Origin of the sequence: Methylomusa anaerophila, assembly GCF_003966895.1 — a bacterium.
Taxonomy (GTDB): Bacteria; Bacillota; Negativicutes; order Sporomusales; family Sporomusaceae; genus Methylomusa; species Methylomusa anaerophila.
Genome location: NZ_AP018449.1, coordinates 2,111,779 through 2,137,895, shown reverse-complemented (window position 1 = coordinate 2,137,895; position 26,117 = coordinate 2,111,779). Strand labels below are relative to the sequence as shown.

The following is a 26,117-nucleotide window of genomic DNA, read 5'->3' as shown; positions in this document are numbered from 1 at the left end:
ACCACCGTAATGCGCCTTTGCCTGTACGGTGGCTTCCAAAGGCCTGACTTGCCTTATTTACCGGGAACTTAACGCCGGCACCGGATAAACCGGATCTTTCAGCTTAACTTCTTTCGGTCCGACGATGACTTGCTCGCCATTCATAAGCTGAATGGTCAGCGCTTTTAAGCCGGTATTATTATGATACCAGTTGCCGTCGGTGGCAAACTGAATGGGACCATATAAAGAAGTCTCCAGTTTCACTTCTTCCAGGGCTTTGGCCAGTTTTTCCCGCTGCTCTTCGTTGAGGGCGGGGGGAGCATTAATTTTGGCCAGGGCGGCGGCAAAAATCTCCCCGGTTGCCGCACAGGCGGCTTCCGTATAGTCAGGGGTAGTGCCATAGCGAAGCTTAGCTGCTTCCACATATTCTTTCGTTGAACCAAAAACTTCATCTTTGTAGTTTAGGTCCGGCGTCCAGGTCGTAGCCCCCATAACGAAATCAGAATCCTTGCCTAAATTTTTGATGAAGTCAGGAGTAGTAATGCCATAGTGCATTAAAAATACTTTAGGCATAAGGCCAAGGGATTTCGAAGCTTTGATTATTTCCATATGTTCTTTTTCATGACCGCCGACAGCGAGAATGTCGGGATTTAGCCCCTTAATAGCGCTGATCAACGGGGTGAAGTCGGTTCCCGCCGGGACAATATCATATTTAACGACTTTAAGTCCTTCTTTTTCGGCAGCCGCCTTAAAAGCTTCGGCTACAGCCTTGGAGAAGGGATCATTCACACCAAGAATTGCTATGGTACTGGGAGCAGGCTGCACATTTTTCGCCAGGGTGCCGATGGGGTTGCTGCCGGTTAAATCAACCGCCGGAATCGTTCCAAAGGTGTACTTGAATTTTTGTTTCCAAATCAGCGGCGATTCCGCCGAGCCTGTTATCATAGGAACTTTGTACTTTTCTAAAATCGGCGCTACCGCCATAGTAACACCGCTGGTATAAGGCCCTAAAATAAAGTCCACATTTTCCGATGTGATCATTCGCTGTACCGCATCAGCGCCGGCGTTAGGATCACTTTGGTCATCAGCAAATATCAGCTTAACCTGGTAAGACTTATCCCCGACCTTGATCCCGCCTTTTTTGTTCACTGTTTCCGCCCAGAGTTCATAACCCCGGCGGGTAACATTACCGCCATATGCTTCCGAGCCGGACAGGGAAGTGATAACCCCGACCTTGTAATAATCACGGTTTTCCGTCTTCAAGCCATTGCAGCCGGTAAGAACAAGTGATAAGGACACTAGCAAACATAAGACAAGCAGCATAATTTTTTTCACAGAGAATACCTCCCAGCATTTTTATAAGTTTTTATAAGAGCTATATAAAAAAAGCGCGTATCAACAGCTGTAAGCTGCCGACAAGCGCCTTTGCCCGCCAAACAATCCTTCTGTGTTAAATGCTGTCCGTATTTACTTAGGATACTGCACTGGCCCGGAGGATGCTTTCTTCCAGAATTGCCAGTCCCCTGTCCAACTGTTCATCGGTAACTACCAGGGGAATTAACAAGCGAATCACATTGCCGTATATGCCGGCGCCAAGGATGATAAGCCCTTGCTGCAAGCAATCGGCCACAACTTTTCCCACTAGCTGTTTAGCAGGCTCTTTCGTTTGCCTGTCTTTGACCAGTTCGATGCCAATCATGGCGCCAAGGCCCCGGACATCACCGATTGCCGGACATCTTTCCTGCAAAGCCTTCAGCCTTGTCATAGTCTGACGGCCAATCACCTCTGCCCGGCCGCAAAGACCGTTATCCTGAATAAAGCGGATAGTTTCCAGCCCGGCAGCGCAGGCCAGAGGATTGCCGCCATAAGTTCCGCCAATATTGCCGGGTTCCGGCACATCCATAATCTCCGCTTTGCCGGTTACAGCACTTAAGGGTACACCGGCGGCAATGGATTTGGCTGTCGTCATTAAATCAGGTTCGACCCCCCAGTGTTCCACCGCAAACATTTTCCCGGTTCTTGCAAAACCAGTTTGCACCTCGTCGGCAATAAACAAAATTCCCTTACTTTCACAGATGGATTTTAAACCTGGCAAAAACTCCGGCGGCGGTACCAGGAACCCGCCTTCGCCCTGAATGGGTTCGATAATCATTGCCGCAATATGTTCGGCGTCAATTTCCGCTGTGAAAAAACGTTCGAAATTATCCAGACAATGCAGGCCGCAGCCGGGGTATGTGGACTGATAATGACAACGGTAGCAATAGGCGGACGGAACCTTGTAAATATCCGGCGCCAAGGGACCGAATCCATATTTATACGGTTTCACTTTACTGGTAAGGCTCATGGTCATTAGCGTACGTCCGTGGAAAGCACATTCAAAAGAAATAATACCTGTCTTTTTGGCGGCATGCCGGGCGATTTTAACTGCATTTTCCACTGCTTCCGCCCCGCTGTTGGCAAACATCGTCTTTTTGGGAAATGACCCCGGTGTTATCGAATTTAGCATTTCAGCCAAAGCGACATAAGGCTCGTACATAGTCACCATGAAACAGGAATGGAGTAATTTCGCCGCCTGGCTCTGGATAGCTTTGACCACCGGTTCCGGGCAATGACCGACGTTAAGAGTGCCAATACCCGCATAAAAATCAAGAAATTGCCTGTCCTCTACATCTGTGATAACAGCTCCCCTTGCCTCTTTAACAAAAATTGTGGTGGAGTTTGATATCCCTCTTGCAACTGCATTATTTTTTCTTTGCAAAAGTCCTTCCGTAAGTTTTTCCGGCTTGCCCATTATAAGACCCCTCTCTGAAATGAGCCATTCAAAACAAAAAACGCTGATAATATCCCGCGGATATTGATTCAGCGTCATTGCTAAATACAATTGTTGTTTTTGAAAGCACTCACACTCATTGTTACTGATTTATTTATGTATAAAATGTAACAAATATGGCCCCATACGTCTATGTGCATATCTCATAAAATACGCTTGCATATTTTGTGATCTTATTAAGTTCATTAAACTCATTAAGCTCGCTAAGCTTTAAGTATTACAATAAATCATCAACTTCACGGGTCAAATGTTTCCCGATAATTACACCCAATTGCAGCGTCAGGCGGTCATAGGCATCATTTAAATTTCTCCCGGTGATTTCCTCAACCTTTTTCAGACGATAGTCCAATGTATTGCGGTGGACAAAGAGTCGCCTGGCAGTTTTTACGGCATTGCCATTTTCTTCAAAGTAAGCAAACAGGCTGGCTACCAGCTCCATTTGCTGATCGTTATCGTAGTCATTGAGCGGCTGGATCACATCCTGATAATAGGAAGCCAGCTTAGCGGGCTCGATCTCGAATAACAGCTTATAAATTCCCAGACGTTCATAGGCATAAATCGGCCGGGAGACAGTCTTAAATGCGGCAAACCGCAGGGCTTTATTAGCCTGAATATAGCTCGGCCTGGCGCCACGCAAATCTTCAAATCTCCCGCCTAAACCCGCCGCTATCTCTAAACCGGGCATCTTAGCAGAAAGTTTCTCCACAATGTCTGCTAAGATCGCAATATTATACCGCGATCCTGTGATTTTCTTCTCATGGGGCAGTAGTAAAATAACTTCGTCCAGCCGCAGCATCGAAAGGATTTTTGTGCTGCGCATGGTTAAAATCTCACGTACTGTTTGTTCAAACCGTATCTTAAAGGCAACTAACGCCTTTTCGTCTTTCAGATTTTTCTCCTGGATGAATAATGCTAAATTAGTAGGGTTTATGATGGCTACTTGATGCGGTTTGGACAAATCATAGCCGTAATAGGCTGCGCGTTGACTCAACAGTTCCGGGTCTTCCAACGAACGGAAAAGAATCTGTTCCAAAAGATCGTTTAGCGACCGTTCTTCCGTTTGTTTCATCACAATAAAACTGCATACTTCCTGAGTCACCTCGACAAGCTTGACCTCCCATGGCAGTTCAAAAACCGGAAACTTTGCTTCCTCCGCCAAAGTGATGACCTCGACCGGAGTTTCTTTTATATAAGGGCCAATATAAATTACCAGCCCAGCCAATTTTTTAGCGATAATGCCCCGCACAACATCTGCCAGCCTTTGCGTATCACCGTTCAATCCTATGCCGGTAATAAAAAGCAGCTCTCCCCCCTGTACCCAGGGGACAACATCCGGCAGATCGAGAAAATGTACCCAGCGCACAATCCGGTCCAAACCGGCATGACCCGCCACAACCTTAATCTTAGCCAGTGAACGCAGATTTATCACTTCCCGGCAACTTATCATCCTGTCATCCCCGCCCTTCTCCCCAATACAAAGCATAATCTAAAAAAGAAGACTATAATGTCATGGATGCACGACATTACAGTCTTCTTCGACTAAATCACATTTGAATGTGATTATGAACGCTCAGTATATGATTATTATATGATTCTTTAAGGATATCAAATTTTATTAATAAGGTCAACAAAATACCCATATTTCTTCGTGATATATGCCCAATTGACACCCTCTATCTTTGTTAGGATATCCCATAGTTTTTCCCCTGGCAGTATGCTACCCTATTCATATCAAAGACTTTTTTTAAGCAATGGCGCTTATGGTAAATATTAATTTTACCACCGGCGCCATTTTTGCATTTTCGAACCCGATTTACCGGCAATGCCGTCTAAAGAAAGCCGTTTAAAACATTTAACAGCCGGAGGTCTACTATGAAATCAATAAACTTTTCACCGGAAAACTACTACTGCCGTGCCGGCGACAAGGATTATCGCCAACAGGGTACCGTACGTTTAGGTGATAAAACCAAAAAATATTGTGAAGACGAAGTAGTCTGGATAACGGTAGGCAAACCGGTTGCCGGCAGGAAAAAAGTATATACTGCTATTATCGACCGAATTCTGGTAAAAAAAATATCGAATCTTTCCCGCCAGGATCTACAAATAGAAAATCCCAATATCACCAGCATTAGCCAAATGCAGCAGTTCCTTTCCAGGACCTACAATACTCCGGTAAATCAAGACGATATTGTGACCGTGATCCTGTTTACGGAAGTATTGGAATAGTGAACTCGTTTAGCTTCTGCTAAACTTCGGGGCTTCGGTGGGGGACTCTACCCCCACCGAAGTTTGGAAGTGGTAACACCCACTTATAGAAGTGGGTGTCTTCAAAATTGGATCAAGGCTTAAAATTATCTAGTTTTGACAAAACTTTGAAATTATCCCCGGCGGTAAATTCCCGCAAAATCAATCCCGTATTAGGCGCGTAGTATTCTAATAATTGACTGCCTTGAGGTCCTCCCTGTAAAGGAGTAACCTTGATTTTAACCACGTTTTCAAAAGTACCGGCCGGTACTGTTATCTTCTCGCTAATACCCAGCACTTCCCGCCTGTTTCTTGCATCCTGCCACACAGCACCGCTTTTTAACGGTGCCTTTAGTATCACTTCCGCCAGATTATCCGGTTCATTCAGCATATTCTTATCCGTATAGAATTCAGGTACAAAAAACGTCCGCTTTACCTCTCCTGCTGAAACCTGGAACACCATCATCATTTTTGTACCACCGTTGTCTTCACTAAACTGCACCCGATTGCCTTGCCGAATCATCACCCGCCGGGTAAAGCCGGCAAATTCGTTGCCCTCTCCCTGATAAACCCAGATCATATTGGATTCACTCGGGAAATATGCGGTTACATCGTTTACGGCGTGTTCCGGACCAGATATTACCGGGCTAGATGCCTTTTGGCAACCCAACAGGATAGTTGTTAGTAATACCACTATCAGGCCTTTCAGTAATGCTTTCATAGTGTCCTCGTGTCCTTTATTTCATTTCCCAACATTGCCCATCTTAGGGACGAAATAACATAATGTTATAAATTCGTCCCGAGATTTTCTAAATCCTTGTTTTAGAGTAAGAATTTTTTTACCTGTGACGATTAGCTCCGTCCCCGCCGCAAACTGAAACTGAAATTACCCAGCCACTCACCGCAAAAATGCCGCCGCCCTTATCAGGGACAGGCTGCATTTTTCTTTTCAGCAAGTCATCTTCCGGACTATCAGTCCTAAGTATATTGAATTCCCAGCAACAGTGCAGAAAATCCGGCAAGCCAAGATCCCGGCCTGCCGATTGCCGATGGATATTATTTTTCAATACCTCCCGTCGCAAGCTTTCACTAACATAATTAAACTAAAACGATTAAAAACATATTGAATTTTATTTCCATACTGTTTATAATACAAAATGTAGGTTTTTATTTTCAAAATATTTGGTTATGTATGGTTTAGTTTGATTTAAGAGGAGGAAATTATGAGAACAGAATTACAAAATGTTCCCAACCGATGGCTGATAGCCATCATGGGAACCGTGCTGCAGTTGGCACTGGGGACCGTTTATGCCTGGAGTTTTTTCCAGCAGCCGATTATGGCGGCGAATAACTGGACTAACTCCCAAGTTGCCTGGGCATTTAGCCTAGCTATTTTTTCCCTTGGATTGGCAGCCGCCTGGGGCGGTATCAACCTCCCCAAGTTTGGTCCGCGAAAACTTGCCATGACTGGCGGCGCCCTGTTTGGCGCCGGTTATTTTGGTGCGGCCTATGCCCTCGATACCCAAAATCTGCCGCTTCTTTATCTCGGATATGGTGTTATCGGCGGTATAGGGGCGGGCCTTGCCTATGTAACGCCGGTGGCAACTGTCGCCAAGTGGTTTCCAGACAAGAAAGGCTTCATCACGGGAATGGTTGTTATGGGTTTTGGGTTTGGCGCCCTGATTATGGCCAAGTTCCTGGCCCCCTTCCTGATGTCCGTAACCGGCGGCAGTCTTGTCCAAGTATTCTCTTATGCCGGTACGGCTATGCTTATCGTCACCCTGCCCGCCGGTTATTTCCTTGTGAATCCGCCTCCCGACTTCCTGCCGAAAGGTTACACTCCGCCTGCGGTTGCCGGCGGCCAGGCCTCACAGGATAACATTACCGCCAGGCAGTGTATTCTCTCGGGCAAATTTCTGTCGATGTGGACAATATTCTTTTTCAACATTATTGCCGGCATTATGTTTATTGGTTTTCAGTCCCCCCTGCTGCAGGATCTTTTGAAACAGGGGATGGATCCGGCTACGCTGACTGACCCGCAAGTGGTGGCCGGGCTGGCCGCTGCCGGCGCTACATTGATTGCCGTCAGTTCGGTGTTTAATGGGCTGGGCCGTTTCTTTTGGGGCGGACTGTCTGATAAAATCGGCCGGGTACAGGCTTTCCGTTTCATCCTCGGCACTCAGTTCGTGGTCTTTGTTGCTTTGTTGTTCGTCAGTAATCCGATTATTTTCGGCGTTCTTGTCTGTTATATCCTGCTGTGTTACGGCGGCGGCTTCGGGGCTATGCCTTCCTTTGTGCTTGACGTCTTTGGGCCAAAGGTGATGCCGGTTGTTTACGGTACTATCCTCACTGCCTGGGGCTGCGGCGGAATCGTCGGCCCTCAGATTGTTGCCTTCCTCAAAGATAATTTCGAAAGTCAGGCCACTTATTATACCTTTGGTTCCGCTTCCGTAATCTTATTTCTGGGCCTGATCCTTACCTTCTTTTTAAGCAATAAAAAATTTGTGCCAGGATCAGAAAACCTGGCTAACGCCGAACCTAGGCTAGAGCGATAAAAATTATCAATTATCCGGCCACTCACCGCAAGAAAAATGCAGCCGCCCCTATCAGGGACAGGCTGCATTTTTCTTTTCAGCAAGTCATCCTTATCTTTCGGCTTCCGGACTCAAAAATTTTCCGCCACCTGCTTCAGTATTTGCCTTGCCCGATTCAGCAGCAGGAAATGACCTTCGTCCTCGCAAAAATGCACCTCAGCGACCGGAATCCGGTTAGACAGGTATGCCCCCATGGCAATTGGCGTCATCTCATCTTTTGCCCCATGCCATATGATGACTTTGGATCGTACCTGGCCCAGGTCAAATCCCCAGTCCTGCATATAAAGACGGGCTTCATGCAGCACGGGTGCAACCCCGTGCCTATAGGCCTCATTGGCCGTGGACAAAGCTAAATCGTGAATGCGGGAATTCAAAATCGCAATTTGGTCGCAAGGGGGGTTGAACTTTAATATGTCAAGAAAATACCCGAGTGAATCTTTCTTGGCTAGCTTCATCTGTCTGAGGATAGCCAAGCGAAGCCCAATGGTAGTATAAGACGAGAATTTTATAAGGCGCCGGTAAAAAGGCTTCATGCCATGCAACAGTTTAGGTGTATTTATGGGGCAGATACTAGAAACCAAAGTCGTTGAAGTAATATTGTCCGGCATTGACATGGCGCAGGCGGCCGCATAGGGGCCGCCGCCGGAAATACCCATCACAGCAAACTTATTGATTTTCAATTCGTTTGCCAGTTGTCCAATATCTCCCGCTATATCACCAAAAGTTCGCTTCGGCAGAAAGTCCGACAAGCCAAATCCCGGCCTGTCGATGGATATTATTTTCAATCCAGCCTGCCGGGCCGGTTCGTCGATAGCCAAACCGTCAAAACGCGAGCCGGGAAAGCCGCCCAGAAAAAAAACAGGTTTGCCGCCAGGATCTCCGGCTACAGCATATCCAAAGTTCCTGGCATCTTTAAGCTTGCATATCCGATTATATTCAGGCGCACTTGTCATCACACCGCTCCCTTTCGACGTTTTCTTTTGCTGTTCGCACTTCTTAGTATCTGCTAAGAACGAGGGAATTATTTTTTATTTAACAGCAACGCCGTAATTACCGCGGTAAGCGGAATGGCGCAAATCAGCCCGATACTTCCGGTTAAAGCTCTGGCAATCTCGGTAATAATCATGTTAAGATTCATAATTTGCAGCAGGGAGGTATTTTTCTGGGAAGTCACCAGCAGCATGAGCGGCAGGGAAGTGCCGGCGTAGGCCAGGATTTTGTTTAGGCTAATATAAATTTTTAGCCAGCCCGTTGCGGGCTGGCTGTATTATTTTTGCCTTAAAGCATTATAGAGTTTGGCGGAAGTGTTGGCGATAAAGTCACTGGCGTAGTCTTCCGGACGATCCGTGATCGTATATGCACTGATCAATATCTGATCTTTGCCGTCATCAACAATGCCGACGTCACACAGGAGGTTGTCCAACTGACCTACTTTGTGCATAACTTTTGTCAGCATAAAGCGAGGTATTTCATCATGAAAAATAGTGTTGGCCAAATAGTCTTTAAGTACTACAGATTGTTCCCTGCCCAAATATCTTTCTCGATAAATAGCCTCAAAAACCTTTGCCATCTCGAAAGGAGTGGTCACACTCTGGTAGTTGTATTTTTCCTTTGCCTCTTGGCTATGTATCTGGGTTTGCTTCAGTCCCAAGTCCTTTGTTACCCGGACCAGGGAATCGGATTCCACGGCGGCAATCTCGTCCAATAAATCATAGAAGGATTGGTTATCGCTGACTGTTATCATCGACTCAATATCTGTTTCGTATAGATTCTTTTTTTCCCCCGGGACTTGCGGATATAGAAATTTGTAGGTAGCAAGCGCTACCACCAGTTTACTGGTAGACGCAGTCGGGAAAACATCATTCTGGTTAATGTCAAATACCCGGCCGGTCCTTAAATTCTTGGCATATATACCAACTTTTCCGTCAAATGTTCTTACATCCCCTGTGATTTCATTACCCCAATTCCGCTCAGCCGCTTGCACAGGTAAAACATGGAAACCAATAATAGCGACTATAGCGAATAACGACACCATTCTCCGAAACATAATTCACCTCGCAAAGTATAGTAATCTCCCCTGATTTAACATAACACATCCGCATATAAATTGCCACAACCATAAGGTTCCAATTATTGCTATATGCTTCTATAATAACATAAAAACGGCAGATATTCTGCCGTTTTTTCCCTTTTTTACTATTTTATTCTGTCTGCTAACGTAAGTGAGTCAGACCAAAGCTATAAACGATTTTGGGGCCTGTGCCATCATCCGGCCCGGGAGCCGCAATAACCGGCGCCGGTTCATCTTCGTCTTTCGGCTTCTCTGTAATTTGGCCCTCTTTCATAAGCTGCTCCAGTTCCTCAGCTTCCAGTGTTTCCCGCGCAAGCAGCGCGTTAGCTATAAGGTGTAATTTATCAATATTATTTTTCAGCATTTCCTCGGTGTTTGAGTATGCTTCTTCAATCAGCCGGCGAACCTCTTTATCAATGGAGTAAGCGACTTCCTCGCTGTAGTTCCTGTCCCGGGCAATATCACGTCCCAAAAATACTTGCTCCTGCTTCCGGCCAAAGGTAATTGGACCCAGCACTTCACTCATACCGAACTCGGTGATCATTTTTCTTACCAGCTCGGTGGCCCGTTCCAGATCATTCTGAGCGCCAGTGCTAATTTCTCCCAGCACCACGTCTTCCGCGACCCGTCCGCCAAGAAGTGTTTTAAGCTGTTCCAAAAGTTCCGTCCGGGTAGCGTAATACCGGTCTTCTCTTGGGAGCATAAGCGTATAGCCGCCGGCCCGCCCTCTGGGAATAATGGATACTTTATGAACCGGGTCCGTATGGGTTAAGAGCATGCCGACCAAAGCATGACCCGCCTCATGGTAAGCCGTTAGGTTGCGCTCTTTCTCGCTGATTACCCTACTCTTACGCTCAGGCCCGGCTACCACCCGTTCCACGGCTTCTTCCAATTCATACATTTCAATTCGTTTTTTATTGCGCCGGGCAGCCAAAAGAGCTGCCTCATTGACCAAGTTGCTCAGATCGGCACCGGTAAAACCGGCTGTTCTTCTGGCAAGTACGTCTAGATCAACTTCCTTGGCCAACGGTTTACCACGGGTATGCACTTTTAAGATTTCGAGGCGGCCTTTGACATCCGGCCGGTCCACCACAATCTGCCTGTCAAAACGGCCAGGGCGCAACAGCGCCGGATCAAGAATATCCGGCCGGTTGGTAGCGGCAATAATAATAATTCCTTCATTAATGCCAAATCCGTCCATTTCTACGAGCAACTGGTTAAGGGTCTGCTCTCTCTCGTCATGTCCCCCGCCAAGACCGGCGCCGCGCTGACGGCCAACGGCGTCAATTTCGTCAATAAATACAATACAGGGAGCATTTTTCTTGGCTTGCTCGAATAGGTCCCGTACCCGGGATGCGCCTACCCCGACGAACATTTCCACGAAATCTGAACCACTAATGCTGAAAAACGGGACCCCCGCTTCACCGGCTACCGCACGGGCCAAAAGAGTTTTACCCGTTCCCGGCGGTCCGAACAAAAGAACTCCTTTCGGGATTCTAGCCCCCAAATCATTAAACTTTTTGGGGTGTTTCAAAAATTCAACAACCTCTTCCAGTTCCTGTTTAGCCTCATCGGCGCCGGCAACATCTGAAAATGTCACCTTGATTTTATCCTCGCCATGTAACTTTGCCCGCGATTTTCCGAAGGACATTACCCGATTGCCGCCGCCCTGGGTCTGCTGCATGATGAAGAACCATACACCAATCAAAAGCAGCATCGGCAAAATCGAAGAGAATATCGTCGTCCACCAGGGAGGCTGTGGCGGTTGTTCGGCCTTAATGTCCACGCCCTTTTCTCTTAACTGATTGATCAGGGTAGGATCATTAGGAGTGACGGTAGTAAACTCCTGGCCGTCCTTAAGTTTGCCTTTAATGGCGTTATCCACTATCGTTACCCGTTCAACGTTTTGCTCTTCAACCTGTTTCAGAAACTGGGTATAACTGATTTCCTGCTTGGGAGTCGTTCGGGATGAATAGTAGTCGATTATCGATATTGCAATGATGATAATCAATAAATAGAAGCTTACATTACGGAAAAATTTGTTCAAAAAGTAGCCCTCCTCTCGCTGGACCACGCAAAGACAATTGGCGAATCGTGAAAAATAATAGACTATTCATATCGTATTATTATAGCATAACAAATTCTTACTGACAATTATATTTGACCGAAAAATTAAATCTTGGCTGATTGCTTGGCTGATTGGTACACCGACGGCTTCAGCACCCCGATAAAGGGGAAATTGCGGTACTTTTCCGCAAAATCCAAACCGTACCCAACTACAAAATAATCTGGAATGGTAAATCCATTGTAAGCAATTTGTACTTCTGCCTTCCGGCGGTCAGGTTTGCTAAGAAGAGTGCAAATTTTTACGCTGGCCGGCCGGCGGGATTTTAAATTATCGACAAGATAGTTAAGAGTAAGTCCGGAATCAATGATATCCTCTACAATCAGCACGTGCTTGTTCTCGGCATTTTCATCCAAATCTTTCATTATGCGTACCACACCGCTGGAAGTTGTAGATACTCCATAACTGGATACCGCCATGAAATCCAGAGATACCGGCAAACTGATCGCCCGCATAAGATCCGACATGAAAAGAACCGCCCCGCGCAAAATTCCAATCATCAGGATTTCCTTGCCAGTATAGTCGGCAGTGATCTGAGCCCCAAGTTCTTTAACTCTTTGCGCCAGTTCAGCTTCACTGATTAGTATTCTCTCCACATCCTCCATCATATTATAACTCATATTCAAAAATCCTCCTGTTTAGTCATGACAAGTTTTAAAAATTTTGTAGTTTGACCGGTAACTTTAGCTGTTTCACTTTGACGATACCCGGCAATCCAAAGAATACCCTGGCTGTCACATACCAGCGGAACCGTATCCCGCTCGGTCTGAGGCACTTTAACGTCAATGAAATACTCTTTGAGTTTTTTGCTCCCTTTCATTCCCAAAGGCCGAAAACGGTCTCCGGGCAGTCTTGTCCTGACTACTAACGGCGGCAGCAGCAGCCCCAAGTCAAAAACAGCGCTATTTCCACGATTGGAGCCGGCATCACTAAAGTCGGGCCTGTCGACTATTGTTGCCTTTACCTTGATTCCCAGATCAGGCACCTGGGTAACTCCCGGTAATTTAAGAAAAGTTTCCCGGTACTTCCCGGCCTCAGCTTGTCGGAACAAGCCGGATTTCCCGCCAAACAACTCCAGGCCGATGTAGTTTTTGCGGGCTATGGCGCCGCCTGGCAAAACAAAAAAGGTTCCTACCCGCCCATGCAAAGTCATCTTTAAGAGATTTTCCACATGGACAAAGCTAATTCCTGTCAATGTTCCCCTTTTTTTTTCAATTGCCTGGCGAATCAACTCCCGTTTCACCGCAGTATGCAGCCGCGCAAACTTTGAACTTTCCACTAAAAGCCTTGCGGCATCTTCCGTAATTACCGACCGCCAAGCTTTTCTTGCCGCCTGGCAAATATAGTCATACTCGTCCCCGGTTACTTCCGCAGTTCGCCAGATGGAATCATGAATGCTTGGATTGTACTCACTCGCCAGGAGAGGTAGAAGTTTTAGCCGTATCCGGTTGCGCAGATAATTTGTTTTGAGGTTGGAACTGTCCAAACAGGGAGTCAAGCTGTTAGCCGTTATATACGCTTCAATTTCCGCCCGGCTAAGGGCCAGCAGCGGGCGGATGATATCCCCGTTACGAGGCTTCATCCCTTTCAGTCCGCCGGTCCCCGCTCCCCGAATAAAGTTAATCAGTACTGTCTCTATCTGATCATCGCGGTGATGACCGGTTGCAATCTTGGCTGCGCCAAAATCAGCCGCTACTTCGCGTAAATACCGGTACCGGAGCATCCTGGCCGCTTCCTGGGCCGATTTGCCGCTGGTATGAATAAAGGCAGGAACATCAATTTCCTGTTGGTAACAGGCAATACCCAGCTTGTCGCAATACTCTTTTACAAAACGGGCTTCTTCTACTGCTTCCGGTCGAAACATATGATTGACATGGGCAACAGCCAGCTCAATTTTATATTCCCGGCGGAGCTCATATAACATATGAACAAGAGCCAGGGAGTCAGGACCGCCGGAACACGCCGCCACAATCCTGTCGCCTGCGGCCAAAAGACTATGGCGGTCAATCCAAGCCCGCACCTTGTTAAGCACACGGTTACTTCCTTTCTATTCTTCCATCCATTCTTTTATCTTTCTTTTATCTTTTTTATCTTTTGCGTCTATATTTTGCAGCAACAGCCGGTATACTGTGGCGCTGACAAATAAGCCAAATGCGATTGCCCCGGCTGTCAGCATGGTAAGCATCCCCATGGAAACTCCTTCCGGATATCGCCCATCCACCATATAAAGCATAGTGGTGTATGCTTCCCGTCCGGGCACCAGGGGAATAAAGCCGGGTACAATAAATATTGTAGCCGGTTTCTTTAACAGCCTGGCGAAAAGCTCGGAAGCAGCACCTACAGCCATGCTGCCGACAAAGTTGGCAAAAATAACGTTACCATTATTTACCAATATCCCGTGCATTACCAGCCAACCTATTGCCCCGGTAACGCTGGCATAAAGCAAAAGCGCCCGGGGAATACGGTACAGAATCCCCACCGCTACGCCCATAGCCAGAACCGCCCCGATTTTAACCGCTATCACACTTTCTTCACCCCAGTGCTAATGAGCGTGTTTTAAAACACGCAACCTTAATTCAGGGAGGCTGGTTCAAAATGTCCAGAGCTAGGCGCGACGGGGACGTGAGCGGAACAGTACAGAGAAGTACGTGAAGTGAGCGCCCGCAGAAGCAACAACGCAGATGGGCGTTTTCAGCCAGCCTCTAATTAAGGCCTTACTGCCAAAACTATAACCACCCCCATCGACACGGCCACTGCGGTCAAGGCGGCTTCCAGCCCGCGCGAGAGGCCGCTTAAGAGATCGCCGGCTATCACATCCCGAATAGCGTTGGTCACTGCCATTCCAGGCACCAACGGCATGATACCGCCAACAACAATTTGCTCCTGACTGATGCCGGACCAGATATGATGCAGCCAAACCCCAATAATTGCTGCCGTCATACCGCCAAAAAACTCGAAGGTAAATTGGGCACCGTGAAGGCGGGATATAATATGGGCGATATAACGGACAGTGAAGGCGGCAACAAAAGCACCGGTAGCTTCTGCCGGTCCGGCGTTTAACAGTATGGCGACTGTACAGCCGACTACCCCCGAAGCCACCATGGACGGTACCAGGGAAAACCCGGTCCGTTCCCGTCCTATACGTTCCAATAGAGAATGAGCGCATTCATAGTCGATACGACCGTCGGCCAATCGCCGGGATAATTCATTGACCTTGGCAATCCGGTCTAAATTGATGGTTCGGTTATGTACCCGGCGCAGAGCCATGTGTGTTCGCCCCCAAGCATCGGCAGCTGACAGAAATACGCCCGTCGGAATGGCGAAACAGTCCACCTGTCTGGCGCCACAGGCCCGGGCAATATGGCTCATGGTCTCTTCCACCCTGCTGGTTTCGGCCCCGTTCTTGAGCATGATTTCTCCAGCCAAAATAGTTATAGCAACAATTTGTTCCAGCTGAACAAACATTTAATCACCTCAATAAGAAAATCAACCGCTATATCATCATTTCGCCTCGATTCCGGTGATTTCCTGCCATATAATTCATTATAATAGTGTTACCGGCCGGAAAAAAAATAAACGGGATTTACTTTCCCCGTCTGGAAGTATTGTTTTACCCATTTTACCTATTGAATCAGCGGCGGAAGTTCCGCTATCCGGATCACCAGCACCGCCATATCATCTTCAGCCGTGCCTTGGGAAAATTCTTCGGCCTGATGAAGAATTCTATTGGCTATTTCCTGGGGACGTTCGGTTGCCAGCCGTCTTAAGAAATTGGCTACCCAGCTTTCTTTTTCATTTTCTCTTTCAAATTCATTCTCTTTGCCTCGCGCCGCGTCAATAATTCCGTCACTCACCATGACAATAATGTCTCCCCGGGAAAGAGCGCGTTTCACAGGAGTAATTTCAATGTGCTGGATTATGCCGATAGGAAGACCGGAAGATTTTATGGTGGAAACTTCCCTGACACGTTTAACAAAACTGGGAGGTGCACCAATTTTTAAAAATTCCGTTTCGCCGGTATAAGTGTCTACTATCACCATATCAAGGGTAGCATAGCTTTCCGGAGTTTTCAGAAGCAACAGGGAGTTCACCGTCATTACAGCCGTATCCACGTCAAATCCCATTGTCAATAATTTTTGCAAGAATGATACCGTGGCTTGGCTTTCGCCGACAGCTTCCTGACCGCTGCCCATCCCATCACTCAAAATCAAAGCCACTTTTCCCTTTCCCAAGTCCAGCCGGGCACATACATCAGCGCACACGCCGCTGTCCCCGCCCTTAGCGGCAGTGGCTCTTCCCGTCTCGACAAAGTACTTCTCGGCTAATTCCAAGGTCAATTTACACTTTTTATTTTTTTCTTTATTGCCGCAACTTGTGTGCAGAACCATCTTTTCCTGCAAAAGGTTGGCCGCCAGCGGCAGAATGGTATGTACGCACTCCTTGGTTCCACCGCAAGGCAATTTTTGCGCATCAACCGTCACCGTTCCCCGCTTCCATGCGACCTGCACCGCAGATAACGGGCAGTCCAGGGCTGCAGCCCGTTCACTCAGCATTCCTGCAACCTCCCGGTCATTTTGCGGACCACGCTTAATCTCCGACGCCAAATTAATGATGATTTCCCCGGTGGCTTTCATCTGTTCGGCCCCAACCTGACGGCATTCCCCCATTTTTTTCTGCCAATACCAGTGAACCCGGTTGTTGTCAGCCACCCGGCCGATGATTTCTATCAGTTCCTTTTGATTTGCACAGTTAGCTTTGATATAATCAGGCAAACTGCTCCCTTTTAGCCTGTCCCCCTCCGCTAAAACAAGTGTTGCCAGCATGGCCTGGTATATTTGATAAAAATCCCTGTCCCAGCAAGCGTCACGGCGGGTACAAGCACCGCAGACTTTGTCCCCCACACAAGAAAGCATCTCTTTTAACTGAGCTTCTTTAATCTTATCCTGATAGGCTGTTTCCTCTTTTGTATTGGCATTACTAAAAGCCTTCGCCAGATCATTAAACATGGCCGCCATATTCTGTAATTTGTTTATAGCTGCGTCAAGCGCCGCTTCAGCGTCAACCCCACTTTCATCAGTAAGCCAGCTCTCCCGCCATCTGCTCAGCCGGATTGCAGGCAGAGCAAAAAAAACCGCTGATGCAAGTGAAGACTCAACTAATACCAGCAGCAATTCACCGGCTTGTCCAAAATATAATGTCCCAATCGTACTTCCCAGCAGAAAACCCAGCAATACAGCCGGTTTACCCCAGCTCCGGAATAATCCGCCCAATAAACCGGCCAATGAATATATGGCGATTGCGGCAGTAGCATAGCCGTCGCTTAAGCTCACGACTAAACCCACCGCTACTCCGCCGGCGGCGCCAAGCCCGGATCCGCCGGTAAGAGCAAGGGCCATGGTGATTAAACCGCCTGCCATGTTGCGTACACTGTATTCCATTATCGTTGCATTTCCCAAACCGGCCACAGCTATTGCCAGAATAAATACTGCACAGATTAGCGCTTCGGCCCCCCTGGCTTTTTGTTCGGACGAAAAGACAACCAGCGGCATTCCAAAGCTGAATATGAATGCCAGGACCATGCACATGGCTGCGTCGAGAACGACTAGCATGGTATTATAAAAACTGACTTCCCGCCATAAAGACAATGGCAATCCGCTTAGCAAAACACAACCGAATATCAATAAGGGAACAGCATGCGCCTTGGGAAGCATGCGGTCCAGCTTGTCCGATATTCGCCAATACATAATCATGGATAAAAAGTAAATACCTGCTTCCATATACTGCCCGACCGATATTACTCCCAAAAGGGCCCATAGACCGGCCATGGGAGCCCTCTCCCGCGACACACTTGCCACTGCGGCAAAAAAAGCCAGGCCAAAGGGCGCAACTTCACCGATAAGGCAGACTCTTCCCAACAGAAAGGCAAGCACATCAATCAATATGTTGGCAGGAGAAAACAATATGGTGATCCTGTTATAAAGTTCTCTTGCCAACTCTCGCCATGGAAAGCTTATTCCCAGCTGTCGTTCTTCCACTGCCGCTGCGGCAGGCTGTCCGGCCGAAGGCGCCTTAAGTACGTCTTCCGGCAATGTAACAACTGATACTTTTGGCATAATGATTCCCCCTGTACGTTAGTACTTGGCTTGTGGTTTACATTTTACCCATGCCGCCAGGGAAATGTTTGTCTTAATCGGTCATTGCTTTCTCAAAATATTCCGACAAGAACAGCGGGAAAATGCAAAAAACCACCTGGCCGAGCTAACCAAGCGGTTCCCCTCTATGTAAAATTCTAAAATTTGGTTCAAAAAGTTTGGTTTAAAATGTAAATAATAATTCAAATGATAACAATCTGATCGACCTGATCGACAACCTAATCGGTAAGATCCCCTATTCCGCCCGTCTTGCCGCTCCGCGTCCGCCGCGTTTGGACTCGGTGTTGCGCTTTAAGTCGGACAAGCGTTCATCGCTGTCTTTTAAAAATTTGTTGAGTTTGTCTTCGAAAGATAAGGAATTAACCCGATTCCCCGGGCGCCTTACCTCGTTGGCAGGTTTTTTAGGAGCGGGAGCCTGTAGCTGTTTGATCGACAACCCAATTTTGCCGCGCTCGTCAACTGATAATACCTTTACTTTAACCTTGTCCTGTTCTTTTAAAAAGTCTTTTACATCGCGAACATATACGTCGGCAACCTCGGAGATGTGAACCAAGCCGACCTTTCCCCCCGGCAATTCGACAAATGCACCGAAATTCGTTATACCGGTCACAACTCCCTCTAAAACACTGCCAACCTCAATGGACATACTTACAAACTTCCTCCTTAATTTTTCTCTCGCAATTATTTACTTATGAGCGACTAAGCAATAATAATATTTTAAAACACTGTATTCTGCAAACATATTATACTCTTGCCGTCTAAAATGTGTCAAGAAAAGCTGAAATTATCTGATTGTTTAATACTATCGAAAACCGACTATTGCCTATTGCCCTGAACTATTTTCCGGGCGGGAGGCGGGAATGTAGGGTACTTCCCCCGGTTTTACCAATCCCAATTGCTCACGGGCCAGCTTTTCAATATAAGCGGCTTGATTTAACTTTTCCTTCTCGCCGGCTAGGGCTTGGTTTTCCCTGGTAACCTCCTGAAGCCGCTCACTCATTATTTTAGCTTCCTGCCTGATACGGAAAAGTTCTAATTGCTGGTTGCCTGCCGCATATAAAAAGTAAGCAGTTAAAACCAGGAGAAAAAACCGGAACCAGCTAAAGCGGGCTCTTTTTCTGTTTTTCTGCACTTTTTAGCACCACCATATTGCTATATTATACGATATATACGGTGTCTCACACTTTGACTATATGTTTATTCGCCAGCTTACCGGCAATTTCCTCTATTGCAGAAAAATTTAAGGAAAATTCCATTCACTTTCTACTGATTCTACTGAGCGGGAGGCGTGTCATCCGGCGGCAAAGGTGGCGGACGCCATATTCTGTACCACTTTTTTACTTTTCTTTGGCAAAAGACGAAGGGTAACATCAATAAACGCAAGAGAAAACGCAGCGGCTTCAAAAATAAAGTAATAAACGTTATACGCAGGAATCGCATCCCGGTATTTATCCATCGCATAATCACCATAAGCGAGCGGAGGATGAACCGGCTTAAGAGACGATAGTAGGTTGCTATCCCGGTCAGAAGGCTGACAAAAACATAAAAGCGAAGTTCACCCCAATTTCCCAGAAGTAACGCAGCAAAAACAACGGCTGTTGCTAAGAGCCAGTAGCTTAGGTCAGCAACGGCGGTAATAAGCCAATTGGGTTTGAAAATTCTTCGCATTACGCGGTAGGTATCAAATAAAAAAGCAAGCAGTGCGCCTGCCCCAAACAGAATCGCAAATGTTGTTACCTGCGTGGAAAAGTCCACCCATACCCTCTCCTTTATGCCTGTTAACGCATATAAGAGCCCCTTTTCGGGCTAACGCCAATACCACGACTTATACCTTTGATAAAGAAATCCTGTCCAAACCGCAATGATTCCGGCTGTACCGAGCATTCCCCAGCCGCAACCCTGGTTCCATTGCAGCCATTCATTGGCGCTTACACCTAGTACGGGTAATTGGACGCCACTTATTTGATACCAATATTTCTGAACCCTTTCCACATAAGCTTGCGTTTCCCGATAAGGCGGTATTCCCCCATAACGGTCCACGGCTCCCGGCCCCGCGTTATACGCAGCGACTGCCAGTATCATGTTCCCCTTGTAGCGCTGAGCAAGCTGTCCAAGATAGGCGGTTCCAATCTGGACATTAAGCTCAGGCGTAAAGTAACACTTGCTTGTGCACTCTCCCTCGTGCCGACCGGCGCATACCTTGATTTTGGAATTGACTTGCCGCCAAGTTTCGGGCATAACCTGCATCAGACCGTAAGCACCCGCTTTCGACACTGCCCGGGGCTCGAAGGAACTCTCCGCCCGAATAACGGAGGCTACCAATTCAGGACTGACACTGAACTTCCTTGCCGCCTGATTAATTATATTATCATAGGGAGTGTTTTTAACTTCTCTAAATTCTGTACATCCGCTGCTAAAGCGCGCATCGGCCGCCATACGGGAATAGGTGGCTAGATAGTCTGTAACCTCATAAAAAAATAACTCCACCACCAAAAAGACCAACAGGAGGAACCAACCGTTCAGCGCCTTACTGCGCAAAGCAACCCTCCTTTACTCCTTTACTTTAAGAATCGATCCAGCAGCCCTTTTTTCGGTCTTATTTCATCTTCATAGGAAAGACCCTTCACTGTCCCGTCGACAATAATACATCCCTGTTCTAAGTTGAGCTGCTTGATATTGAGGCTATCTCCTCTGATTGTCAGCATGCCCTGTTCCGTTTCCATAACTATTTCTTTCTCATCATAGCTTCCTAAGTTTACTACCCCGTCTATAGTTAATTCTTCCCGGTCAACCATGGTAATCTGATGCCGCCATTTTGGCGTCTTGTTGTCAACCGTCATATTCGTCATATTACTCCCTCCCTGGCCCAATCATTTCAAATTATGTGTATGCCGGTAAAAGGAAGCATAGAACCATTATTAATAGCTTGAGCCGGAGGTGTAGTACCCCCCGGCTCTGTTGTTATACTTTTATTGCCATCTTTTCTCGACAGTGATGCCTTTAAAATAATAAGTGATAATATCTTCCGGCTTTTTATTCTCCTTGGCCATTTTATGAGCACCCCACTGGGACATGCCAACACCATGACCATAACCTGTGCCCGTAAATATCACGTTATCTTCCGATACTTCAATTCCGTCGAGCAGCATGGATTTTAGCTTGGTACTGTCTAAAGCCATCCTAAGTTCCGGTCCCGACACCGGCGTTGACTTGTTAACCGTAAGGCTGACCGTGCGGCCGGACGGGCCTTTTTGTCCTATTTCCATACTGCTGATATCGTTAGCCTTAACTCCCATCTTTTTTAAAGCCGCTAAAACTTCATCTTTCGTAAAGGAAGCGGTCCAGTTTTTGATGTCAGCAGGAGCCAAATCATCCGGCGACTGTACCGAATGGATGTATGGCGGTTCGGCGTCACGATAGTTTAAGCCTTCCTTGGCTGTTGCCGTTATGCCGCCGGCGGAAGCGTGGAACCAAGCCTTAATCGGCTTGCCCTGGTATGTTGCCACCATACCGCGAGTCATCTCAACCGCCTTTTTCACGTTGTCATTAACAGCTTTCGCGTCATATGCCTGAAACTCTTTGATATCGGTTGACGCCTGTGTGCCCCGTTCCGGCACCCCCCCCTTGGTGTCAATTGCTTCCACGGTAAATGTCCGGGCTATAATTGCCTGGGCTGCCAAAGCTTCAACCGGCCAGTCATTTTTCATTTCCGCGGCAACAACTCCCGCAATGTATTCCTCCATTTTCATGGTTTTCTTTTCGCCTGTTTCGTGCATGAATACCGAGATGTCCGGCTCATTGCCGGCAACAGCCTGTTTGGGCGCTTGCGGCGCGGGAGTTTCCGGTTTTTTTTGCGGCTGACCGGCGCAGGCGGCCAATAGCACGGTAAAAACCGTCATTAGGATTAATGCCTGTTTTAGCTTGCCATATCTGGTCACTTTCATTGTATACTTTATCCCCTTTCCATTATTATTAAAAAGCGTTCTTGAATTATTATGGCGAATGTAAGCCCGATACATACCAGCCATTTACTCTTCCCGGGATTTCATTTTAGCAAAACAATTTAATCTTTGTATTATTTTCTTATTATGGAAAAAATTAAATAAGTTTGTAGCGATTTACTTGTATATTGACCTTAATAATTTTAGGACCTATAATGAATACGATAATACTATTAAGACTGAGCAAGATTACAAGTCGAAGCGTCAGTCTTTTATTGTCAAATCCGACATTTTGTTATAAAAAATTAACTGTCTGTTAACTTAGATTTAACAGCAAATTTCTCCCTTAGTGATAGAATGATAGCAAAGGCACTCGCTATCTAAGCTAATAGATGTAATCTACTGGCGAGGTGATTAGGATGAAAAATTTTCAGGAGTTAAAAGTATTAATTGTCTCGGCTTCGGTTGGCGCGGGCCATACACAAGCGGCACAAGCCCTCAAGGTTGAGCTTGAGCGCCAAGGGCTGACCAGAGTGCAGGTTGTGGATTTTATGGCCGGTGAAAACTCCTATCTTAACACCCTGGTCAAAGAAGCATATCTTAAAATGATTGATATTTTTCCCAATATGTACGATATGCTGTACCGATTTTTCCAAATGCGTCTGCCTGGCTCAAAGGTGCAAAACTTGATGGCGCTGGCGATGAAACGCAGCATGATGAAGTTAATTAAAGCGCATCGCCCCGACCTTATTATCTGTACTCACCCGTTTCCTTGCGGCGCTGCAGCGTATCTGAAGCGCAACCGCAAAATTAGTATCCCCTTGGTCGGAGTTTTAACTGATTTTGCCATTCATAGACTGTGGTGTTATCAAGAGATTGATCTTTATTTCGTAGCTACCGAAGAACTAAAAACGGCCTTAGGCTCTGCCGGCATTCCAGCGGAGCGCATTCATGCCACCGGTATTCCGATTAACCCTAAATTTAATCATGCCGTGGAGAGTTTGGACAAAAATACAATTCGACGTGAACTTGATCTGTTGCCTGACCGCCCGGTTATATTAATGATGGGCGGAGGTCTGGGGTTAGGATCATTAAGCGAGGCAGTGGAAACGCTTAATGCAATTTCTATGCCGTTAAACCTGATTGTCGTTGCCGGACATAATAGCGAGTTGCGTCGCCATGTATTGGCCTTTGCCCGTCAGTCTCATCATAAAATCAAGGTGTTTGGCTATACCAAGCACATTCCTGAATTAATGTCGGCCGCCGATGTTTTGGTTACAAAACCTGGTGCTCTCACAATCAGTGAGGCAGCCGCCATGAATTTGCCTATGCTTTTCTTTGAACCTATTCCCGGTCAAGAAGAAGAAAATGCCACCTATTTGACCGGTAAAGGCGCCGCCATCTGGGTTGAAGATGATATGAACCTGGGTACCATATTGTCCAACCTGCTGGCTCATCCGGAGAAGCTTTGCCGTATGCAAAAGCAAGTCTCCTTACTGGGACGTCCTATGGCCGCGCCGGTTATCATTGACACCATAATTCAAAATTTGCTTCATTCCAATGCGGCTGCACACAACTAACAGCCGCATTTCAAGCGGGGGGAGAAATCCATGATCAAACCTGAATCCGTATCCCGCGCATCGGTAGTCGCCGGTGCGAAAATTTTGCTCGCCGCCGTTAGTCCGTTTCAAAGCTTATTTGATACTCCCAGCATCACCCACGAATTTTTAAACCGCCAGGCATTAATCATCCTCAGACGGGATGGGCATGTGCGCTGTGCGGATTTTTTCGAGCAATATATAAATGAGTTAAATGCCGGAGTACACTGGGCCGACAAGGGTTGGAAAAACAGCAGTCACTACTTCGAGCCGGGAACAGGCAAAGGGCTCTGGCAGTTCCCTACGGCGTTAGACGATTTTAGCGGCTACCTACAGGTTGCATTAGCCAGCGCCTGGCAGGGGGATATTCGTAAGAGCGCTTTCTTTTTGGGTGTAACCGCCCATTTGGTGCAAGATCTTTGCGTCCCCCATCACGCTCGCGGCAAATTGTTTTCCGGCCATAAAGAATATGAAAGCTGGATAAAAGATCATTTTTCCGCCTATACGGTAAATAATAACGGGCTTTACTCCCAAAGCGCCCTTCCTCACGATTTGTTAGTCAATAACGCTGTTGTCGCTGCCGACTTGCTGGATTGGGTTGTGGAAGAGAATCACACCCTTTATCACGCCGCAACAACTATTTTGTTTCCCCGGGCCCAGCAATCCACCGCCGGCTTGTTTGAACGCTTCTTCGCCCTTGCAGCTTTCAACTGTCGAACTCCGCAGAACACCCTCATTGCTGATGCAGTCACAGTAGCGTAAATTAATACAATAGTAAGAAAAGCATGAAGCTTCGATGAGATGCTTCATGCTTTTTCGCTATCCTGAAAATCTAAAAACAAAGGAAGTGGAACCATAGAGACACCGAGAACACAGAGAAGGATCTAATATATAATTAATATTTTATAACAAAAATATGCGAATACTAAATGGACTATGCAGGCATTTATTAGATTAAGCAGAATAATATAATTAACCACCTCTTATTTAGATAAGGAGGACGCAAATGCCAAACATTGAATCAGAACTAAAGCTAAAGATTACCGATCCCTCATGCCTGCCGGAGCTGTTAAAATCACAGTTGCTCCAGTCTCTGGCGCAGCAGCCCGGCCGCAAAGAAACTCTGGACACAACATATTATGATACCCGGAACCACAGTTTGTTAAATTCCCGCTTATCATACCGGCTTCGTCGCCATGAAGAAAACTGGACGGCGACAATAAAAGCAGACGGGTCAAGCGATGGCGGTCTCCACCAGCGGACAGAGTTTAACGCGGTTGTACACGATCCCCAGCCTAATATTGAACCGTTTGCCGACACTCCTATCGGGCCGCGCCTAAAAGAATTGCTCGCTGAAGAAGAATTGGCGCCTATTTTCGGCACCCGTTTTGATCGTTACATTTTTGATTTGGTAGCTGCGGACGGAAGCGAAATAGAGCTGGCTATTGACGATGGCGAGATAGTTGCCGGTGACAGCCGGCAGAAATTGCTGGAACTGGAATTAAAAAGTGGTGCCTCGCTGGCGCTTATCAGGCTAGGCGCGGAACTTGCAAAACACTTTCCTTTGCTGCCGGAACAACACAGTAAGTTGTATCGCGCAATACAGTTAGCCGGTATAGATGATGGCTTTCCCAAAGATCCGCCGGCCCCTTTGCCGCTGCATAAAGAAAGCGCCCAGGCACCGGTTCTTTCCACCTTGAGCTTGCAAATCATTCATCAGATTCATCTGGTTATTGCCGCCCAACATGCTTTTTTAGCTGATTCAGCCGATCCGGAAACTCTCCATGATCTTAGAATCAGTCTGCGGCGTTTAAGAGTACTCTTGTCTTTCGCCAAACCACTCCTGCCGGCGGAAGAAATTACAGATTGGCAAACAAGCCTGCGCCAATGGAGCAACTCCTTGGGCCCGGTGCGGGATTTAGATGTCTTATATGAGACATGGCTCATGCTGAATAATCATCTGCCAAATCATCCTGATCCCATATCCCAGGCTTTAACTGCTGCGTTTACAGAAAAACGTACGCAGCTGGTGGCTGAAATCTATAATTCAGTATCCCGTGGTTACTCAACGCCGCTTTTATTAGGCTTATGGGTTTGGACTGCAGAATGGCCGGACCGATACAGCGAACAAAACAATGCTTCCTTGCTTCTTTTCATTGTCGGACGCCTCAATAACTGGCTTAAGCAATTTGTTGAAGCAGGCAGCAAAGTTGACTTGTCAGATGAAACCGCAGTTCACCAACTTAGAATTCAAGGCAAAAAAATCCGCTATGCCATGGAGGTCTTTGCCCCGATCCTGCCGGGCCGATCAGCTAATTTCACCAAACGGCTGAAATCCCTGCAAGATAATCTTGGTTTACTACGGGATACGCAATCAACCATCGGTCAGCTCAATAAGCTGGTGAAAGCATCCTCCAGCCGAAAACTACACAATGACAGCGGCCTGCTGCTCGGTTGGCAACTGTCCCATTCCCTCCATGCCAAAGCTGAATTCGAGGAAATATGGACGAAAATGAAAAAATCCTGCCGTAAATGGCTGGCCAAGCATTCTGACGATTCTTAATTAACTTATATCTGCCCAAC

The 26,117-nt window shown here is 47.0% G+C and carries 25 protein-coding genes; 5 read left to right on the top strand and 20 right to left on the bottom strand.

Features of this window, described 5'->3' with window-relative positions:
* Positions 1 to 57 precede the first annotated feature (57 nt).
* The 3 genes from MAMMFC1_RS09540 to MAMMFC1_RS09530 form a co-directional block, all read right to left on the bottom strand.
* Positions 58 to 1,314 carry an amino acid ABC transporter substrate-binding protein gene (locus MAMMFC1_RS09540; protein WP_197723965.1) on the bottom strand — a complete coding sequence of 419 codons (1,257 nt, stop codon included), beginning with the start codon at positions 1,312 to 1,314 and terminating at the stop codon, positions 58 to 60.
* Positions 1,315 to 1,450: 136 nt separating this feature from the next.
* On the bottom strand, positions 1,451 to 2,770 hold the full coding sequence (gabT, locus tag MAMMFC1_RS09535; protein WP_126308310.1) for a 4-aminobutyrate--2-oxoglutarate transaminase: 1,320 nt from the start codon (positions 2,768 to 2,770) through the stop codon (positions 1,451 to 1,453).
* A gap of 256 nt (positions 2,771 to 3,026) precedes the next feature.
* Entirely contained in the window at positions 3,027 to 4,256 is a 1,230-nt protein-coding gene (locus MAMMFC1_RS09530) for a PucR family transcriptional regulator (RefSeq protein ID WP_126308309.1), read from the bottom strand.
* 425 nt (positions 4,257 to 4,681) lie between these two features.
* On the opposite strand from MAMMFC1_RS09530, the gene MAMMFC1_RS09525 reads away from it, so the two are divergent.
* Positions 4,682 to 5,035, top strand: coding sequence for an RNA-binding protein (locus MAMMFC1_RS09525; protein ID WP_126308308.1), 354 nt, complete (start codon positions 4,682 to 4,684; stop codon positions 5,033 to 5,035).
* 112 nt (positions 5,036 to 5,147) lie between these two features.
* On the opposite strand, the gene MAMMFC1_RS09520 is transcribed toward MAMMFC1_RS09525, so the two are convergent.
* Entirely contained in the window at positions 5,148 to 5,774 is a 627-nt protein-coding gene (locus MAMMFC1_RS09520; protein WP_126308307.1) for a hypothetical protein, read from the bottom strand.
* A gap of 118 nt (positions 5,775 to 5,892) precedes the next feature.
* Positions 5,893 to 6,120: a hypothetical protein gene (locus MAMMFC1_RS09515; RefSeq protein WP_126308306.1), complete on the bottom strand. Its 228-nt coding sequence runs from the start codon at positions 6,118 to 6,120 to the stop codon at positions 5,893 to 5,895.
* Positions 6,121 to 6,276: 156 nt separating this feature from the next.
* On the opposite strand from MAMMFC1_RS09515, the gene MAMMFC1_RS09510 reads away from it, so the two are divergent.
* Entirely contained in the window at positions 6,277 to 7,608 is a 1,332-nt protein-coding gene (locus MAMMFC1_RS09510; RefSeq protein WP_126308305.1) for an L-lactate MFS transporter, read from the top strand.
* A gap of 110 nt (positions 7,609 to 7,718) precedes the next feature.
* Here MAMMFC1_RS09510 and MAMMFC1_RS09505 read toward each other — a convergent pair whose 3' ends face one another.
* From MAMMFC1_RS09505 to MAMMFC1_RS09435, 15 genes are all read right to left on the bottom strand, one after another.
* The gene (locus tag MAMMFC1_RS09505) at positions 7,719 to 8,600 is read right to left on the bottom strand and encodes an alpha/beta fold hydrolase (protein WP_126308304.1); all 882 of its coding nucleotides are present in this window, start codon (positions 8,598 to 8,600) and stop codon (positions 7,719 to 7,721) included.
* A 68-nt stretch (positions 8,601 to 8,668) separates the two neighbouring features.
* A complete protein-coding gene (locus tag MAMMFC1_RS09500; protein ID WP_331852783.1) occupies positions 8,669 to 8,860 on the bottom strand; it encodes a YibE/F family protein in 192 nt (63 codons plus the stop codon).
* Positions 8,861 to 8,914: 54 nt separating this feature from the next.
* On the bottom strand, positions 8,915 to 9,694 hold the full coding sequence (locus MAMMFC1_RS09495) for a serine hydrolase (protein WP_126308302.1): 780 nt from the start codon (positions 9,692 to 9,694) through the stop codon (positions 8,915 to 8,917).
* A 166-nt stretch (positions 9,695 to 9,860) separates the two neighbouring features.
* Positions 9,861 to 11,765 (bottom strand): ATP-dependent zinc metalloprotease FtsH, encoded by a 1,905-nt coding sequence (gene ftsH, locus MAMMFC1_RS09490; protein ID WP_126308301.1) that lies wholly within the window; start codon positions 11,763 to 11,765, stop codon positions 9,861 to 9,863.
* 125 nt (positions 11,766 to 11,890) lie between these two features.
* Complete coding sequence (hpt, locus tag MAMMFC1_RS09485; protein WP_126310539.1) at positions 11,891 to 12,451, bottom strand: hypoxanthine phosphoribosyltransferase; 561 nt, start codon at positions 12,449 to 12,451, stop codon at positions 11,891 to 11,893.
* Positions 12,452 to 12,465: 14 nt separating this feature from the next.
* Complete coding sequence (tilS, locus tag MAMMFC1_RS09480; protein WP_126308300.1) at positions 12,466 to 13,875, bottom strand: tRNA lysidine(34) synthetase TilS; 1,410 nt, start codon at positions 13,873 to 13,875, stop codon at positions 12,466 to 12,468.
* Between the two features lie 15 nt (positions 13,876 to 13,890).
* Positions 13,891 to 14,367: a threonine/serine exporter family protein gene (locus tag MAMMFC1_RS09475; protein WP_126308299.1), complete on the bottom strand. Its 477-nt coding sequence runs from the start codon at positions 14,365 to 14,367 to the stop codon at positions 13,891 to 13,893.
* Between the two features lie 182 nt (positions 14,368 to 14,549).
* On the bottom strand, positions 14,550 to 15,308 hold the full coding sequence (locus MAMMFC1_RS09470; protein WP_126308298.1) for a threonine/serine exporter family protein: 759 nt from the start codon (positions 15,306 to 15,308) through the stop codon (positions 14,550 to 14,552).
* A gap of 158 nt (positions 15,309 to 15,466) precedes the next feature.
* The gene (spoIIE, locus tag MAMMFC1_RS09465; RefSeq protein ID WP_126308297.1) at positions 15,467 to 17,956 is read right to left on the bottom strand and encodes a stage II sporulation protein E; all 2,490 of its coding nucleotides are present in this window, start codon (positions 17,954 to 17,956) and stop codon (positions 15,467 to 15,469) included.
* A 274-nt stretch (positions 17,957 to 18,230) separates the two neighbouring features.
* Positions 18,231 to 18,641: a S1 domain-containing RNA-binding protein gene (locus MAMMFC1_RS09460; RefSeq protein ID WP_126308296.1), complete on the bottom strand. Its 411-nt coding sequence runs from the start codon at positions 18,639 to 18,641 to the stop codon at positions 18,231 to 18,233.
* Positions 18,642 to 18,818: 177 nt separating this feature from the next.
* Positions 18,819 to 19,127, bottom strand: a complete 309-nt coding sequence (locus MAMMFC1_RS09455; protein WP_126308295.1) for an FtsB family cell division protein — start codon at positions 19,125 to 19,127, stop codon at positions 18,819 to 18,821.
* 140 nt (positions 19,128 to 19,267) lie between these two features.
* Complete coding sequence (yabQ, locus tag MAMMFC1_RS09450) at positions 19,268 to 19,750, bottom strand: spore cortex biosynthesis protein YabQ (protein WP_158618720.1); 483 nt, start codon at positions 19,748 to 19,750, stop codon at positions 19,268 to 19,270.
* A 51-nt stretch (positions 19,751 to 19,801) separates the two neighbouring features.
* Positions 19,802 to 20,533 (bottom strand): lytic transglycosylase domain-containing protein, encoded by a 732-nt coding sequence (locus MAMMFC1_RS09445; protein ID WP_126308293.1) that lies wholly within the window; start codon positions 20,531 to 20,533, stop codon positions 19,802 to 19,804.
* 20 nt (positions 20,534 to 20,553) lie between these two features.
* A complete protein-coding gene (gene yabP / locus MAMMFC1_RS09440) occupies positions 20,554 to 20,844 on the bottom strand; it encodes a sporulation protein YabP (RefSeq protein WP_232035753.1) in 291 nt (96 codons plus the stop codon).
* Between the two features lie 120 nt (positions 20,845 to 20,964).
* Positions 20,965 to 21,939 carry a SpoIID/LytB domain-containing protein gene (locus MAMMFC1_RS09435; protein WP_232035752.1) on the bottom strand — a complete coding sequence of 325 codons (975 nt, stop codon included), beginning with the start codon at positions 21,937 to 21,939 and terminating at the stop codon, positions 20,965 to 20,967.
* A gap of 416 nt (positions 21,940 to 22,355) precedes the next feature.
* On the opposite strand from MAMMFC1_RS09435, the gene MAMMFC1_RS09430 reads away from it, so the two are divergent.
* The 3 genes from MAMMFC1_RS09430 (at position 22,356) to MAMMFC1_RS09420 (ending at position 26,097) form a co-directional block, all read left to right on the top strand.
* Positions 22,356 to 23,516, top strand: a complete 1,161-nt coding sequence (locus MAMMFC1_RS09430) for an MGDG synthase family glycosyltransferase (protein WP_126308292.1) — start codon at positions 22,356 to 22,358, stop codon at positions 23,514 to 23,516.
* A gap of 30 nt (positions 23,517 to 23,546) precedes the next feature.
* Positions 23,547 to 24,296, top strand: a complete 750-nt coding sequence (locus tag MAMMFC1_RS09425) for a zinc dependent phospholipase C family protein (RefSeq protein WP_126308291.1) — start codon at positions 23,547 to 23,549, stop codon at positions 24,294 to 24,296.
* Positions 24,297 to 24,540: 244 nt separating this feature from the next.
* Positions 24,541 to 26,097, top strand: coding sequence for a CYTH and CHAD domain-containing protein (locus MAMMFC1_RS09420; RefSeq protein WP_126308290.1), 1,557 nt, complete (start codon positions 24,541 to 24,543; stop codon positions 26,095 to 26,097).
* Positions 26,098 to 26,117: the final 20 nt, after the last annotated feature.